Origin of the sequence: Flavobacterium cheniae (assembly GCF_004363695.1) — a bacterium.
Classification (GTDB): Bacteria; Bacteroidota; Bacteroidia; order Flavobacteriales; family Flavobacteriaceae; genus Flavobacterium; species Flavobacterium cheniae.
The window spans coordinates 42358-59736 of the sequence record NZ_SNZC01000004.1; the positions used below are offsets into that span (position 1 = coordinate 42358).

General features: G+C 33.8%; 11 protein-coding genes and 1 tRNA gene. 8 read left to right on the plus strand and 4 right to left on the minus strand.

Features of this window, described 5'->3' with window-relative positions; all coding sequences use genetic code 11:
- Nucleotides 1–50: 50 nt before the first annotated feature.
- From pbpC to C8D80_RS10575, 3 genes are all read right to left on the minus strand, one after another.
- On the minus strand, nucleotides 51–2435 hold the full coding sequence (gene pbpC / locus C8D80_RS10565; protein ID WP_162845072.1) for a penicillin-binding protein 1C: 2385 nt from the start codon (nucleotides 2433–2435) through the stop codon (nucleotides 51–53).
- Nucleotides 2411–7906 carry an alpha-2-macroglobulin family protein gene (locus tag C8D80_RS10570; protein WP_133610171.1) on the minus strand — a complete coding sequence of 1832 codons (5496 nt, stop codon included), beginning with the start codon at nucleotides 7904–7906 and terminating at the stop codon, nucleotides 2411–2413. Before C8D80_RS10570 ends, pbpC begins: the two co-directional genes overlap by 25 nt.
- Before the next feature lie 114 nt (nucleotides 7907–8020).
- The gene (locus C8D80_RS10575; RefSeq protein WP_133610173.1) at nucleotides 8021–8461 is read right to left on the minus strand and encodes a nucleoside deaminase; all 441 of its coding nucleotides are present in this window, start codon (nucleotides 8459–8461) and stop codon (nucleotides 8021–8023) included.
- Between the two features lie 42 nt (nucleotides 8462–8503).
- Here C8D80_RS10575 and C8D80_RS10580 point away from each other — a divergent pair, with 42 nt between their 5' ends.
- The 4 genes from C8D80_RS10580 to C8D80_RS10595 all read left to right on the plus strand — a co-directional run bounded on the left by C8D80_RS10580 (nucleotide 8504) and on the right by C8D80_RS10595 (nucleotide 12648).
- Nucleotides 8504–10279, plus strand: coding sequence for a 1-deoxy-D-xylulose-5-phosphate synthase (locus tag C8D80_RS10580; protein WP_394364582.1), 1776 nt, complete (start codon nucleotides 8504–8506; stop codon nucleotides 10277–10279).
- A complete protein-coding gene (locus C8D80_RS10585) occupies nucleotides 10272–11213 on the plus strand; it encodes a DUF3078 domain-containing protein (RefSeq protein ID WP_133610177.1) in 942 nt (313 codons plus the stop codon). Before C8D80_RS10580 ends, C8D80_RS10585 begins: the two co-directional genes overlap by 8 nt.
- A gap of 64 nt (nucleotides 11214–11277) precedes the next feature.
- Nucleotides 11278–11359, plus strand: a tRNA-Leu gene (locus tag C8D80_RS10590).
- 74 nt (nucleotides 11360–11433) lie between these two features.
- Entirely contained in the window at nucleotides 11434–12648 is a 1215-nt protein-coding gene (locus C8D80_RS10595) for a BaiN/RdsA family NAD(P)/FAD-dependent oxidoreductase (protein ID WP_133610179.1), read from the plus strand.
- A gap of 58 nt (nucleotides 12649–12706) precedes the next feature.
- Here C8D80_RS10595 and C8D80_RS10600 read toward each other — a convergent pair whose 3' ends face one another.
- The gene (locus tag C8D80_RS10600) at nucleotides 12707–13183 is read right to left on the minus strand and encodes a TspO/MBR family protein (RefSeq protein ID WP_133610181.1); all 477 of its coding nucleotides are present in this window, start codon (nucleotides 13181–13183) and stop codon (nucleotides 12707–12709) included.
- An 82-nt stretch (nucleotides 13184–13265) separates the two neighbouring features.
- Between C8D80_RS10600 and C8D80_RS10605 the strand changes: the two genes are divergently transcribed.
- The 4 genes from C8D80_RS10605 to C8D80_RS10620 all read left to right on the plus strand — a co-directional run bounded on the left by C8D80_RS10605 (nucleotide 13266) and on the right by C8D80_RS10620 (nucleotide 17297).
- The gene (locus C8D80_RS10605) at nucleotides 13266–14342 is read left to right on the plus strand and encodes a diphosphomevalonate/mevalonate 3,5-bisphosphate decarboxylase family protein (RefSeq protein WP_133610183.1); all 1077 of its coding nucleotides are present in this window, start codon (nucleotides 13266–13268) and stop codon (nucleotides 14340–14342) included.
- Nucleotides 14343–14388: 46 nt separating this feature from the next.
- Complete coding sequence (locus tag C8D80_RS10610; RefSeq protein WP_133610185.1) at nucleotides 14389–15327, plus strand: mevalonate kinase family protein; 939 nt, start codon at nucleotides 14389–14391, stop codon at nucleotides 15325–15327.
- Between the two features lie 50 nt (nucleotides 15328–15377).
- Nucleotides 15378–16313 carry a geranylgeranylglycerol-phosphate geranylgeranyltransferase gene (locus tag C8D80_RS10615; RefSeq protein WP_133610187.1) on the plus strand — a complete coding sequence of 312 codons (936 nt, stop codon included), beginning with the start codon at nucleotides 15378–15380 and terminating at the stop codon, nucleotides 16311–16313.
- 87 nt (nucleotides 16314–16400) lie between these two features.
- Complete coding sequence (locus tag C8D80_RS10620) at nucleotides 16401–17297, plus strand: pseudouridine synthase (RefSeq protein WP_133610190.1); 897 nt, start codon at nucleotides 16401–16403, stop codon at nucleotides 17295–17297.
- Nucleotides 17298–17379: the final 82 nt, after the last annotated feature.

Genomic DNA, 17379 nt, shown 5'->3' on the forward strand with positions numbered 1-17379 from the left:
TCCTGTAAAAATAAAAACCGCCTTTCGAAAGATTGGCGGTTTTTTTGTTTTTATTCACTCTCAAATTGTACTTTTCTTCTGATTTCGTTACCAAATTCATCTACTACGGTAATGATATGAAATCCTGTTGTAGCAAAAATAGGTTTCTCATGAAAGGTTTTTGTGGTTCCTACATATTTATCGTCTAAATACCAGAATAACTCCGCATCTGAATTAGAATGCGCTACTTTGATGATGGCGGGCTGCACTTTACTTTCAAAATCTTTAGTTAATATAATTTTAGTGTTAGCTTTTGGATAGATAAAATCCATACGTTTGTCCTGCAAAGCATCTACACAATCACTTCTGAATGGTGGTAAATTCTGATAATTTACATTTTTACTTTTATAATACCATTCCATAACCGGTGGTAGAACAAACCAAGATTTGGTTATCATTTCATCAACACTTTCACAATTACTATTGACTCTAAATTGCTGATTTTTATCTAAATGAATAATTTTATGATACGGACAATTGTCTGTTTTTTTAGCCGTTTTTGGAATCCATTGTTTTGTTTTCGGGCAATGGTCTTGTGCTAGATAACCCGAAAGCTCACAAACTTCAACAGGATCTAAATCGTTATAAGGCATTTCAAACCATTTCGATTTTGGTAATAATCTAAAAACATCAAATAAAATCGGAGCTGCACTATCAACTCCAGTTAATAATGGTCTTCCTTCGCCTGTGGCATTTCCAACCCAAATTCCCACTACGTAATCTTTGGTAACACCAATTGCCCAAGCATCTCTACTTCCAAAACTTGTTCCTGTTTTCCATGCAATTTCTAGTGATGAATCGTAGAATTTCCAAGCTTCATCACCTTCAGGTCGGTTAACTTCTTTCATCGCATTAAAGGTTTGCCAAATAGCGCCAGCACCAAAAATGTTTTTCTGACGTGAACTGCTTCCAAAATCAGGTTGAAAATTGGCATCGTAATTCAAATTTAGCATTTCATTCTTACGATATTTGGAATCGTTTTGATTGAAATAGGTTAGCGTGGACGACATATAAGCATATGCTTTACACAAATCCCACAAATTCGATTCAGCTCCACCTAAAATCAACGATAAACCATAATTAGAAGGTTGTCGGTTAACATTTCGCAACTTCAATTGTTGTAATTTTTCATAAAACTGATTCACTGAATAATCTTGTAACATCAAAACCGACGGAATATTCAACGAACGCGCCAATGCTCTACTCGCAGGAACCGCACCATCATAAGTTAAATTAAAATTTTTAGGCGAGTAACCTGAAATTTGGGTAGGAACATCGGGAACCAAAGTTTGCGGCAAAATATAGCCATCATTCAACATAGCTGCGTACAAATACGGTTTCAAAATACTTCCTGTACTTCTTGGCGCTTCAATAATATCGACATCTTTTTGATGTTCTTTATCGGTAGGACTATTACCAACATAAGTAATTACGTTACGCGTTTTTACATCCACCACCAAAACAGAAATATTATAGACTTGATTTTGCTTGTAATAGTTATAATATTGTTTTACGATTTCGTTGGTGCGTTCTTGCAAATCCAATTGAATGGTGGTTTTTATTTTTTCAGCTGGATGTTCTTTCGCTACTTTTTGAACCAAATGAGGCGCGATTTGTGGCACATCAAACGGTTTTTGAGGCAAACTTTCTTGCAATGATAATTCGTAAGTTGCTTTATCAATGACTTTATCATTGTACAATTTCTTTAGTAATCGATTACGTTTGGCTAATAATCGTTCTTGATTTTTTCCAGGATAAATTAAACTTGGTGCATTAGGTAAAACTGCTAAAGTAGCTGCTTCCGCCCATGATAATTGATGCGGTTGCAATCCAAAATATTTCCAAGATGCCATTTCTAAACCTACTACATTGCTTCCAAAAGGAGCATGAGCACAATATAATTCTAAAATTTTATCTTTCGAATGGCGAAATTCTAATCGAGTTGCGAGAATCATTTCGATTCCTTTTTCAAAATAGGAACGTTTTTTTCCATTTCGGTGTAAACGAATCACTTGTTGGGTTAATGTGCTTCCACCTCGAACTACACGATTTGCTTTTCGATTTTGCTTAAAAGCATGATACATGGAAATTGGGTTAAACCCAAAATGTTTATAAAAATGTTGGTCTTCAAAAGCAACAATACATTTCTGAAATTTATGAGGAACACTATCACTTTCTGGAAAACGCCATTGTCCGTCGGAAGCGATTTTGGCTCCTAAAAGTTGCCCGTCTTGACTTTCAATTACGGTAGAATAGTTGTTTTCAAAAAGTTGTCTTGGGAGTGAGAAATAGTAAACTACCACAAGCAATAAGCTTATGGCAGTTTTAATTTTATTATTTCTTATTTTAGTTTTTAATCGAGTAAACCAACTTACTCTTTCACTATTTGCACCCATTGCCCTTTGGTTCTTGCCAAATAATTATTGTCGTACATCGTCTCACATTGCACTCCTGGGAAATAATACTTTCCTAAATAAGTGGCATTTAACAACATGGTAAACGTTTTGGTTTCACCAGCTCTGATCCCGAAATAGAATTGCGTTCTGTCATCGCGAATATCTATGTAATCGGCTTTGTTTTCGGCATAACTTCCAAAATCGGTATAACGTGAATTCATAATTTCAAATCCAGAAGGAACAATTTGCGAAAGTGCTACATTTTCTAATGTTTCATCCGACTGATTTCTAATAGTTACTTGCGCCACGATTTCTGTTCCTTGTTTTACAGAACTTAAATTCAAAACAGTTCCTTTTCTATCTTTATAAACTACCGAAGTTGAGAAGTTTTTCTGAATTTCTTTTTCTTGTCCAACAGGTAAAATTCCACTATTTAATACACGAACATAAAGTGTTCCGCTGTTTTTATTTTGTATCGTTACCGAATTCGAACCTTGTTTCGCTGCTAAATTTCTATCCACAAATGATTTTTTAGAACTAACTGTTTCCGATTTTCCAGCTATAGAATACGTTATATTCACACCTTTTCCACCATTTTTAAGCGCGAATTTTGACATAGCATACAATCCAAAAGCAGTGGTTTGTGTACTCATATAACGATTAGAAGATAAATCTTTTGCTAATTTGTTTGCCATTTCATACGCTTTCGTTTTGTTATCTACCAAAATGTAGGTTTCTAAAACCATAGCTCTATTTCTTTCTTCCGAACCATAGTAATAATCTGCATATCGTTTATCTTCTTGCGTAGTTGTTGTTCCTATCAAAGATAACGCGGCTTTCTTTTGACCAGCTAAAGCATAAGCGGCAGCTAATCGTAATTTGGATTCGTTTGAGATTCCGGTGGTTTCTCTTAATCTGTTCATTGAACCCATATCAGCTGAACCAGCTAATGCTAATGTGTATAAACGATACGCTTGCGCAAAGTCATTGCGATATTGCACGTTGAATCGCCATTTTTTAGCTTCGGATTGTTGGAACGAAATCCACTTGTTTTTAAATCCGATTGGTAAAACATACCCTTTTTTCTCTGCTTCAATTAAGAAATGTCCCGCATAAGAAGTTGCCCAATCATCTACATAATTATTTCCTTGCCAATAACTCAATCCACCATTTGATAGTTGGAAATTGCCCAATTTTTGAATTCCAGCATTGATATTTCGTTGAATTTCTGCTTTTTTGTTCGCATCAACATCCATAATATCCGCCAAATACAATTGTGGAAATACAGCCGAAGTCGTTTGCTCCACACAACCATGTGGATATTGAATCAAATAACTCAATCGCCCATTAAAATTAATAGTTGGAAAAGACGAAACTTCTAATCTTGCTTTATTACTTCCTGCAACTCCAAATGTTTTCCAATTGATTGTTTTGGAACCGTTTGCCGGAATTACCATGTCCACATAATCATTGGTAATAGGATTTGGATTAGTAATATCAACTTCAACTGCATAGGTCGATTTTTCTTTTCCTGAAGTTGCAATGACTTCAATTTTCCCTATTCCTGTTGCGCTTCCAACTTCTAAATTAAAATACACTACTTTTTCATCTGGCGAACTGAAACTTACATTTTGAGTTGCATTTCCAATAATTCGTACTCCGTTATTTGTTTTTAATTGCACATTAACATTTTTCACTTGGCTTTCCATTGCGAAAACGGTTACTGGCAACATAATTCTTTCGTTTGGAGAAATTTTTCTTGGCACTGAAGCTAAAACCATAACAGGTTTTCTAACAAACGAAGTTTTTTCTACACTTCCGTAAGCACTAGTTTTGGCATCACCAGCAACAACCATTGCTCGTACAGAACCAACATAATTTGGTAAGGTAATCGTATGTGATTTGGTTTGTCCTTTTTCTAATTTAAATGGTCCTAAATAAATGACAACTGGTTTAAATCGATTCGCTTTTTTGGCATTTCCTCCTGCTAAATCTTGGTCACCACCAATACTAAAAATCTGGTTGATTTTTCCACCATAAGCACCAATTACATCATCGTAAACATCCCAAGTTTTTACGCCAAGCGCTTGTCTGGAATAGAATTTTTCCCATGCATTTGGTGTTTTAAATCGGGTTAAATCTAATAAACCGTCATCTACAACTGCTATGGTGTAGGTCATTTCTTTACCTGATTTTTCACTTACTTTTACGATAGTTTTTTGTTCCGGTTTTAACACCGCAGGAATTGATACTTCCGGCTCTAAAACGGTATTTTTGTTGATTACTTCTACTGGCAAAATTCCGTACATTCTAATTGGCGTATCGTTTATCGTAGAAGCATGTGGCTTCAACAAGGATATATGGAAATACACATTTGGCGCCATATCACCCGTGATAGGAACTTCCACTTGTGTTTCTCCTTTTTTAGTGGTTGCCCAAAGTGTTTTAATAACTTTCGAACCGTTTTCAATCGAAATTAAAGCTCTTCCGCCTTCACTTGACGGGAAAGAAACGATAGCGTTTTCTCCAACATTGTATTTCTCTTTGTTGGTGGTAAATACTAACATATTTGCTGTTTCGCTGCTTCCTTGACGCGATTTTCCTGACCAATATGGCCAATCGATATAAGACGTTAAACTTGTTGCATGACCATCATAAGTATCTTCTACTCGAATTAAATATCTTCCCCAATCTGCTTCTGGAATTTTAAATTGAACACTTGCTTTTCCTGAGGCATCAGTTGAAACCACATAATTTCTGTAAGCTGTTGTTACTTCCGAAGAATTGTATTGTGATAAATCATCTCCATCAGAATTCCACCACCAACGCCATTCTACTTTATATACACGAACCGTTAAATTTCTAACTGATTTTGGTTTACCCAATTCATCTAAAGTCACAATATCATAGCGATTTACTTTATCAGTTTCTAATAAGCCGTATTTGTTTGGTTCTGGAGCTTTTATTCCAACGTAAGTTTTATACGGAGAATACGTTGCTGTAGCTACATCGGTACTAAAATCACCACCATTTTCAAAGGCTTTTGTTTGGAAAACCATTTTCAGTTTTCCTGGTGCTTGACTTGTGATTTTAGGTTGAATCGCAACTTTCGCTTTTCCTAAATCATTGACTTTTCCTGAAAAAACGTTTACTTCTTCTGTATAAAATTTACGCACTTCATCATCAAAATCATATTTTTCATACTTTTTGAAAACAGTTTGTTGTTCCAAGAATTTAGCTTGCATTTCTACTTTCAGATTTTTTGCAACCGCTCCATGCAACCAAGCTACTTCAACTTCGCCACCGTTTAATCTATTACCCGAAAGTTGTTTATCAGCAAAACTATTTTTAATTTTTAAACGATTTGGTTTGATGGTTTCAATCTTGATGCTTTTGTAAAAATGTACCCCACCGACAGAAATTTTTACTTCCCAATTTCCTGTTGGGTCGTTATCTTTTGTGGCTAATTTGAATTTATAATGGTTTAAACTGTTATATTTTTGGACCATTTGGTAACGCATTTTTCCTTGCGGATCGCTTAACTTAAACGTAATTGGGTGTGATTTTTCTAATTTGCTTTCCACATCATTCAACATGAAAGCCAAATGCAAAGTATCGCCTGGACGCCAAACACCTCTTTCTCCATAAATAAATCCCTTTAAGCCTTTTTGTAATTCTTCGCCACCGACATCAAAATTACTAACAGACAATGATTGTCCTTCATCTAATTTCACATAAGTTGTGTTTTTGTCTTTGGTAACAATCGCAAAAAAGGCATATTTTTTCAACTCGGTTTTTGCTATTCCTTCACTATCGGTTGTGATAGTTCCTAAGAGTTGTTGTTGGAAATTATACAATTCAATTTTTGCTGATGCAACAGGCTGCGTTGAAACAATATTATTCACGGCAAAAACATACGAACCGTTTCCGCCACGTTTTGCTATAACTCCTAAGTCGGAAGCAATAACATTCGTAAAAATAGTGTTGTTGTAATAGTACGAATCGGTACACGGATCTTCTCTTTCGTACCAATCATAGCCTTCGTAATAGTAATCGTCGTAATAATCTTGACTACTTCTTACTTCATCGTCTTGTTCTTCCTCTTCCTCATTTCCTTCATCAACGTAAGCCGAAGTACATTTGTAAAGCGAATATTTGCGTTTATACGATATTTCAACGCGATAAATGGCACCAGGATTTGGTGTGATTATTTTAGATAAATCAATTGCATATGCATTCCATTTGCTGGAATTTTGCAATTTATTTTTATTTAACGCAATGGTTTTCTTAACTATAGGTTGAGCTACTTTTCTTAGATTTTGACTTCCGTTTAACTCGTTATCTTGCAGGAATTGAAGAATGTTGTCTTTGTAAATTTGGTACACTTTTACATCAACTGCGCTCAGATTTACCGATTCAAAATTGATTTTTAAGTTGTTAGAACTTGGCAAAATAGTTCCGCTTTTTATGAAACGAACTCCAGGTTTTACTTGTTCGAACGTAACTTTTTCGGAAAAATTTTGTTTCATTTTAAAGCCGTCTTCGCTTTCAATTCCTTGAAAAACTTCTACTAAAAGTTCGCCTTTTAAAGGTTCGTTGAAAAATACTTTCAATAAATTTCCTGCTGTTGCAAAACGTAAATTAAGAGCCGATTCAACTTGCACTAAACCAGAAAAATCTTGATCTCTGTTTAATGGGTCAGAAAAGTTTAATAATAAGACTTGATTGTTGTCTTTCTCAACTTCAGCCGAAACTATTTTAAAATTACTTTTTCCAGGAATATCGTAGAGCATTTCGCCTTTTTGGTCGATATCAAAAGGAGTTCCATCCCATGAAATTTTAATTTTAGTGTCTTCGACTTCTCTTTTAATGCTATCAATTATAAATTTGTATTCTTTTTTGTTGCTTAACTCTTTGACAAACTTAATTTTTACCGCTTTATCTTCTTGATTAACAGAAATAAGTTTTTTAGCAGTTTCAAAATCCAAATCATCACTCGATGTGATGACTCCGTTTAAATATTGGTAATCTTTACTATACGATTGTAAGTCATTAGTCGTTACCATAAAATCTTGCTTTATGGTTTTAATCGTGAAGTTGAAATCTTTTAATTTGCTAGGAACATTCGTTAATTCCGACAAATGAAGCGTAACTTGATATTCTTTGTTTTGGTCTAATTTTTTTTCTGGAATAAACGCGATGGTGTTATTAGAAAGCGCTACTACTTTTCCATCTACACTTGGGCTAATAGTAAACAAATTTTCATCTAACTCTTCGTTGGCTGTCCATTCTTTTTTATCAAATGCTAAAACTACTCTAATGTCGCTATTTGCCGAGACCAATCCTGAACTAAAGTTGAGGATATACGCTTTGAAAAGAGAGAAATCAGAATTGAAATCTTTAGCGCTTTTAGAGCACGACAAAGCTACAATCAATACAAATATCAATTGTAAAAAACGAGTTGTTTTCATTTGGAAGGAGATTAGAGAGTTAGTTTGTTTTTGTTCTCAATTTAGCAACAACAAAAACCGTGCAAATTCTTACGTAAAGATAAAAATATTTTTAAATAAAATACTTACAAAAATTTATCTCTTATTTTTAAAAAAAGCCTTCATCAAATCACCACATTCTTTTTCTAAAACGCCTGAAACTACTTGGGTTTTCGGGTGTAATTGCGTTCCCATTTTTTGAAAACCACGATTTTCATCGGAAGCACCAAAAACAATTTTAGAAATTTGGGACCAATACAAAGCGCCTGCACACATTTGGCAAGGTTCTAACGTTACGTACAAAGTACAATTTTTTAAATATTTTCCGCCTATGAAATTCGCAGCACTGGTTATGGCTTGCATTTCGGCATGAGCGGTAACATCATGAAGCAATTCAGTTAAGTTATGAGTGCGAGCAATTACTTTATTATCGATAACAATAACAGCTCCAACAGGAATTTCGCCTTTTTCAAAAGCTATTTCGGCTTCTTGTAAGGCTTTCTTCATAAAAAAGGCGTCGGTAAAAATATTCTCCATAAGTACAAAAATACGATAACCAATTCTTACTTTTGTGCTGTGATGGAAAATTTGCTTTCAAAAATTAACAATCCTACCGATTTAAGGAAACTTCCTGAAAATCAACTACCTCAATTAGCCAAAGAATTGAGAGACTTTATCATTGATATTGTTTCGAAGAAAGAAGGGCATTTGGGAGCCAGTTTGGGTGTTGTGGAATTAACGATTGCGCTACATTATGTTTTTAATACTCCAGAAGATTTATTGGTTTGGGATGTGGGTCATCAAGCTTACGGACATAAAATCCTAACTGAAAGACGCGATATTTTTCATACAAACAGAGAATTGAACGGAATTTCAGGTTTTCCAAAGCGAAGTGAAAGTATTTATGATACGTTTGGTGTTGGACATTCCTCCACTTCGATTTCGGCTGCTTTAGGAATGGCATTGGCTTCGCAATTAAAAGGAGAAGTTGATAAACAACACATTGCGGTGATTGGAGATGCTTCAATTGCGAGCGGAATGGCTTTTGAAGGTTTGAATCATGCTGGAGTTACCGATGCGAATTTATTGGTGATTTTAAATGATAATGCCATTGGAATTGACCCGAGTATTGGTGCTTTGAAGGATTATTTGACAGCCGTTAAAGAAGGTAAAAATCCAAAGCAAAATAACATCATTAAGTCTTTGAATTTTGATTATTCGGGACCGATTGATGGACATGATTTGCCAAAATTGATTTCGGAATTAGAACGATTAAAATCAGTAAAAGGTCCGAAATTCTTGCATGTGATAACTACCAAAGGCAAAGGATTACAATTAGCAGAAGAAGACCAAGTAAAATATCACGCTCCTGGAAAATTCGATGCCGAAACAGGCAAAATCCATCCAAAAGACGAATCGCATTTACCACCCAAATTTCAAGATGTTTTTGGACACACATTAGTGGAATTAGCAAAACAAAACGAAAAAATCATTGGAATTACTCCAGCAATGCCTACAGGAAGTTCAATGACTTACATGATGGAAGCTTTTCCAAAACGAGCTTTTGACGTTGGAATTGCAGAACAACACGCCGTTACTTTAGCTGCAGGAATGGCTACGCAAGGAATGGTTGTTTTTTGTAATATTTATTCAACTTTTTTACAACGTGCTTATGATCAAGTAATTCATGATGTTGCTTTACAAAATTTACCTGTTATTTTTTGTTTGGACAGAGCAGGATTGGTTGGTGAAGATGGTGCAACACATCACGGAGTTTTTGATATTGCCTATTTGAATTGTATTCCTAATATGATTATTGCAGCTCCGAAAGATGAAATCGAGTTGCGAAATATTATGTTTACGGCTTCGGAAGGTTTAAATCATCCAATTGCAATTCGTTATCCGAGAGGAAGAGGTGAAAATCTGAATTGGGAACAACCTTTTGAGAAAATGGAAATCGGAAAGATAAGAGAACTTCAAAAAGGAAATAAAGTTGCTGTTTTATCCACTGGAACCATTGGAGATAATGTAACGAAAGTTTTGACCGAAGTAGAAAATTCAGCATTATTTTCACATTATCATTTTCCTTTTATAAAACCATTAGATATAGATGCTGTAAAATCTATTATTAATTCTCACGACCACATTATTACTATTGAAGACGGAGTGATTACTGGTGGTTTTGGAGAACAAATCTGTGCAATTATTGCGACAAATAATTTAAATAAATCAATAATCAATCTTGGAATTCCTGATTCATTCATAGAACATGGAACAGTTTTTGAGTTACAACAACTTTGCAAAATCGACGTTAATCATTTAAAACAATTATTTAATACTTATTCAGATGTTTAAAAAAGCCTACCTTTTTGGACTATTTTTTATTTGCTTACAATCTTCAGCACAAATTATTAGAACACAATTACCAGACTCAACATCAAATTGGTCAAAAGAAAATATTGTCGGATTAGATATTTCACAAATAACTTTTGTGAATTGGAATGCTGGAGGGAATAATTCTGTTTCAGGTTTATTAAAAGGGCAATTTATTAGAACATACACAAATAAAAATTTAGTTTGGAAAAACGAATTGATTGCTCGATACGGAATTAACAAGCAAGAAAAACAAGATGTTAGGAAAACTGACGATCAATTCCAATTAAACTCAACATTTGGTTTTAGAACAGATACAATTTCTAACTGGTATTACGCTGGAAAATTTAATTTTAATACACAGTTTGCTAATGGTTACGCCTATCCAAATACTGATTTAGCAATTTCGAAACCATTTGCACCCGCTTATGCATTTTTAGGTATTGGAGCCGAATATTCGAGAAAAGATTTGAATCTGAACTTGTATCTTTCTCCTTTAACACAAAAGACAACTATGGTTTTTGATCAAAGATTAGCCAATCAAGGTGCTTTTGGGGTTGAAAAAGCAATTTATGATGAATTCGGAAATTTAGTAAGAGAAGGTAAAAATGTTAGAAATGAAACGGGTATCTTGGTTACCAATCAGTGGAAAAAAGAAGTGTTTAAAAACATCAATTTTGAGCACAGAATTGCTTTGTATACAGATTATATAAATAATTTTGGAAATATAGATGTAGATTGGCAATTGCAACTAGATATGACAGTAAATCAGTATGTTAAAGCTAATATTGGAACACATATTGTTTATGATGATGATATTAAATCGAAAGAAGAAGAAAGTGGTGTTCAAGTTATTAAAGGACCTAAGGTTCAGTTAAAACAATTACTTGGAGTAGGAGTGGTTTATCAGTTTTAATGAAATTATTTTCTTTTTTGTTTGATTTATATATACGAATATCTATATTTGCACTCCAATTGTCGCGGGTATGGTGAAATTGGTAGACACGCCAGACTTAGGATCTGGTGCCGCAAGGTGTGAAGGTTCGAGTCCTTTTACCCGCACAAAAAGCTCTAACGAAAGTTGGAGCTTTTTTATTTTAAAATAACTACTTTTATTTAAAATTAAAACAAATCATTTGAACTCAAAATACGATATCATTATTATTGGCGGTGGCGCTGCCGGATTTTTCACTGCAATCAACATTGTAGAGAAAAACCCAAACTTAAAAGTGGCTATTCTTGAAAGAGGAAAAAGCGTTTTAGAAAAAGTACGTATTTCGGGTGGTGGAAGATGCAATGTTACACACGCGTGTTTTGTGCCAAATGATTTAGTGAAATTTTATCCTCGCGGTGAACGCGAATTAAAAGGACCATTTAACCAGTTTTGTTCAGGTGATACGATTGAATGGTTCGAAAAACATGGAGTAGAACTTAAAATTGAAGATGATGGAAGAATGTTCCCCGTTTCCAATTCTTCTCAAACGATAATCGATTGTTTTCAGGAAGCAGTTAAAAAGCTAAAAATTGATGTTCTAACTAATCACAGTGTTCAAGAATTGTACAAAACCGAAACCCATTGGAAAGTAACCACAACTCAAGAAGTTTTTACTTGCGAAAAAATTGTAATGGCTTCCGGAAGTAATCCTAAAATTTGGGAATTGTTGCAAAATTTGGGTCATTCAATTATAGAACCCGTTCCGTCTTTGTTTACGTTTAACATCAAAGATCCTCGAATCAAAGATTTAATGGGGCTTTCTGCGATTGCTTCTGTAAAGGTTAAGAAATCCAAATTAGAAGCGTCTGGACCTTTGTTGATTACGCATTGGGGAATGAGCGGTCCAGGAATTTTGAGACTTTCGGCTTGGGGAGCAAGAGAATTAGCTGAAAAAAAGTATCAATTTGCTATTCAAGTCAATTGGTTAAACGAAACTACTTTTGAAGAAGTGCTTGATTTGTTGAAAGACATCAAAGAAGAAAACGCTAAAAAATTAGTTTCAAAATACGCACATTTTGAATTACCAAAACGCCTTTGGGAAAACCTAGTAAAAGCAGCAGGAATTTCAGAAGAAACCAAATGGGCTGATATGAATAAAAAACAATTGAATTCGTTAATTGAACAACTTACAAATGGCGAATTTCACGTTAACGGAAAAAGTACTTTTAAAGAAGAATTCGTTACTGCTGGCGGAATCGACTTAAAAGAAGTCAATTTCAAAACCATGGAAAGCAAAATTTTACCAAACGTTTATTTTGCAGGTGAAGTTCTAAATATCGATGCTATTACAGGTGGATTCAACTTCCAAAATGCTTGGACAGGTGGATTTATTGTGGCTGAGAATGTTGTGAAATAAATATAAATTACTTTGTGAAACTTTGTGCTTCACTTGGTGTTACATTGTGCTACAAACCTTATCGATTCAGCCAAAAAATGCTACCTGTTAAAATCGTTGCAAAACCAACCCAAGCTAAATACGGAATCAATAAATAAGAAGCTCTTTTGTCTATTTGTTTGAAAATAAGATAGGTTTCATAAATGATTAACCAAAGCAAAATAATTTCGATTAAAGCCAATAAAATATTGTTCAAACCAAAGAATAAATATGACCACAAAGCGTTCAAAAGTAGCTGAACAGTAAAAAACAATAATCCTTTTTTTACCAATTCTTTGTTCGATTCTAATTTATTCCAAACCATTCCTGCAGCAATTCCCATCATAATGAAAAGCATTGTCCAAACAGGTGCAAAAACCCAATTTGGCGGATTAAAACTAGGCTTTTTGATTTCTGGATACCAAGTAGTGATGCTTGATTGCGTAACGTTGCTCGACAAGTAACCAACAGCTAAACAGATGGCAACGCAGTATATAATTTTAAGATATTTGTTCATGTTTTCAATTTTATAGGCAAATTAACGAAATATCAAGGGAACAAATCAATCAAAATCGGTATTTTTGTCAAAATTTTAAGCTATGCTTACCGAAAAAGATTTTATTGCAACCTCATATAATTCCATTGAATCCGCTAGTTTCGAATGGAGTGCGCCTAGTAATATAGCCTTGGTAAAATATTGGGGCAAGAAAGAAAACCAAATTCCAGCGAATCCTTCAATAAGTTTTACGTTAAACAATTGTAAAACAATCACGAAATTAGAAGTGGTTAAAAAATCGGAAAACAATAGTTTTTCATTCGATTTACTTTTTGAAGGAAAACCAAAAGAAGATTTCAAACCAAAAATCCAAAAATTCTTCGAAAGAATAGAGCAGTATTGTCCGTTTTTAAAGGAATATCATTTAAAAATTGACACTCAAAACACTTTTCCTCATAGCTCGGGAATTGCTTCTTCGGCATCTGGAATGGCAGCTTTAGCAATGAACATTATGAGTTTGGAAAAAGCTATTAATCCAACTATTTCTGACAAATATTTCTATTCAAAAGCTTCATTTTTAGCAAGATTAGGAAGTGGAAGTGCTTGTAGAAGTGTACAGGGAGAAGTAGTTGTTTGGGGCAATCATGCAAAAATTAATGGTAGTTCAGATTTGTTTGGTGTGGAATTTTCAGAAATCCATTCCAACTTTAAAAACTATCAAGACACAATTTTGTTAGTCGATAAAGGTGAAAAGCAAGTTTCGAGTACGGTTGGGCACGATTTAATGCATAATCATCCCTATGCCGAAAGACGTTTTGCTCAAGCGCACGAAAATTTATCAAGTATAAAAGCAATTTTATCTACAGGAAATATAGCAGAATTCATCAAAATTGTAGAAAGTGAGGCCTTGACTTTACATGCTATGATGATGACTTCAATGCCGTATTTTATCTTAATGAAACCAAACACCTTGGAAATCATTAATAAAATTTGGAAGTTCAGAAATGAAACCCAAATTCCGGTTTGTTTTACATTAGATGCAGGTGCAAATGTGCACGTTTTGTATCCCGAAAATGTAAAAGCAAATGTATTGCAATTTATTCAAGATGAATTAGTTGGCTATTGTCAAAATGGTCAGTATATTTGCGATCAAATTGGGAATGGCGCTAAATCAAATTAATTTTGTACATTTACTCATTGTTTACTGAAAAAGAAAACTGAAATTTATGAAAGGACCACTTTTTTACTCAAAAATATTACTTTTCGGAGAATATGGAATTATCCAAGACTCGAAAGGACTTTCAATTCCTTATAATTTCTATAATGGTGCTTTGAAGAAAGATGAAAATCCTTCAGAAAGCGCAATTAAATCAAACGAAAGTTTAAAAAGATTTGTTGTTTATTTAGAGCAATTGCAAACAGAACAACCTGAATTAGTAACTTTTAATTTAGAAGTTTTAAAGCAAGATGTAAACAGCGGAATGTATTTTGATTCAAGTATTCCTCAAGGATATGGTGTAGGAAGTAGTGGTGCTTTGGTTGCTGCTATTTACGATAAATATGCAAATGATAAAATCACGGTGTTAGAAAATTTAACGCGTGAAAAATTATTACAACTAAAAACGATTTTCTCCCAAATGGAATCGTTTTTCCACGGAAAAAGTTCAGGTTTAGATCCTTTGAATAGTTATTTGAGTATTCCAATTTTAATCAATTCGAAAGATAATATTGAAGCTACTGGAATTCCAACACAAAGCACACAAGGAAAAGGTGCGGTTTTCTTAATTGATTCAGGAATAGTGGGCGAAACTGCTCCAATGGTTTCTATTTTCATGGAAAACTTAAAAGATAACGGTTTCCGTACGATGTTAAAATCACAATTTATCAAATATACCGATGCTTGTGTGGAAAATTTCTTGCACGGCGATGTAAAATCGTTATTAGAAAACACCAAACAATTATCAAAAGTAGTTTTGAATAATTTCAAACCTATGATTCCAGAGCAATTTCACCAAGTGTGGCAAAAAGGAATCGACACGAACGACTACTACTTAAAATTATGTGGTTCTGGAGGTGGTGGTTATATTTTAGGATTTACCCAAGATTTAGACAAAGCAAAAGCATCTTTAAAAGACTATAAATTAGAAGTAGTTTATAATTTTTAATGTTTTTAGTTTTAAGGTAACTTTAAACTTTAAACTTTGAACAAAAACTTATGCTCACCCGTAAAACCAAATTAGTCCTTTCTAAAATATTTAGTTTTTTCTCTGTAATTAGAGGATATAATATTTGGGTCGTTGCATTGGCGCAATATCTTTCTGCCATATTCATTTTAGCTCCCGAAAAGCGTGCTTTAGATATTATCCTCGATTGGCGTTTGTTTTTAATCGTGGTTGCTTCTACATTAACGATTGCTTCGGGTTATATCATCAATAATTTTTACGATGCGAAAAAGGATTTAATTAATCGCCCAAAAAAAGCCATGATTGACCGTTTGGTAAGTCAGGAAACTAAGTTGAAAGTCTATTTTGGAATTAATTTCATCGTCGCTTTGTTGATGTTTTTTATTTCATGGCGAGCGATGTTGTTTTTTTCGGCTTATATTTTCTTGATTTGGTTTTATTCGCACAAGTTGAAAAAAATGTTCTTAATTGGAAACGTTACGGCTGCTGTTTTAGCGGTTTTGCCTTTCTTCGGGATTTTGATGTATTATAAAAACTTTTACGAAGTCATTTTTGCACATGCTACGTTTTTGTTTTTATTGATTTTAATTCGAGAATTAATTAAAGATTTAGAAAACATCGAAGGCGATCTAATTTCGGATTATAAGACTATTCCTGTTGTTTTTGGTGAAAAAAGAGCAAAAAGTATCATTTCAATATTAACCATTTCGACTATCGTTCCCATATATTTCTTAATTGAAATTTACAATGTGGGCTACATGGATATTTACTTTTATTTGAGCTTAATTGCTTTGTTGTTTTTTTGCATGATGTTATGGAAAGCTACCACAAAAACAGAATATTTGAAACTTCATTTCTTGTTGAAGTTCATTATTGTTTCGGGTGTTTTTTGCATTGTTTTAATAGAACCTTCTGTTTTATTTCATGGAAAAAAACTAATTTTAACTCATTCTATATCTATTTATTAGATGTTTCAACTAACATTTTAGGATTTAAAAAACTAAAGTGTGTGTTTCAACATATTAGTTATATCTTTGCAGAAATTTGTTTATAATATGTCACGTCATCAAGATAATGATAAAAGTCGTCCAGGTTCTGGAAGACAAGGAGGTTACAAGAAAGATAGTAATTCAAGAGGAAATGCGCCAATTCGTAAAGCGCCTTCAAAGTTTGCAACGAAGCCAGATGCAGCTAAAGCGGATGCTCCAAAAGCTCCAAAATCACCAAAAAGACCATCTAATCCAGACGAAATCCGTCTAAATCGTTATATTTCTAATTCAGGAATGTGTAGCCGTAGAGATGCGGATATTTACATTCAAAGTGGTAATGTAAAAGTAAATGGTGTTGTTGTCACCGAAATGGGTCACCGCGTTAAATTAACCGATGTAGTTCAGTTTGATGGTGTAAACATTACGCCAGAAAAGAAAGAATATGTATTGTTGAACAAGCCTAAAAACTTTTCAACTGCTGGAGATGATTCTCCAGGCTCTGCAAATGTATTGGACTTAGTTCGTGGTGCTTCAAAATCGAATTTATTACCTGTTGGAAGAATGGACAAAACGACAACTGGTTTGTTATTGTTTACTAATGATACTGAAATGGTTCAGAAATTCACTGTTCCTAACCAACGTTCATCTAAAGTATACCAAGTTTCGTTAGATAAAAATTTGAAATTTGAAGATTTAGAAAAAATCCAAAAAGGGTTAATGATTGATGACCACAAAGTATTCGTGGAAGAAATTACCTATATTGAAGATCAACCAAAAAGTGAAATCGGTATTAAAATGAAAACATCTAACGTAAAAGTGGTTCGTAAAATTTTCGAGCACTTAAAATACGATGTTTTAAAAGTTGACCGTGTAACTTTTGCCGGTTTAACAAAGAAAAATTTACCAAGAGGTGATTGGAGATTCTTAACCGAACAAGAAATCATCAACCTGAAAAATGCTTAATACCATTTTATAAAACACATAGGCACATAGGATTTCATTCTTTGTGCCTTTTTTTATGAATTTTTCACTAAGCTATGTTTTC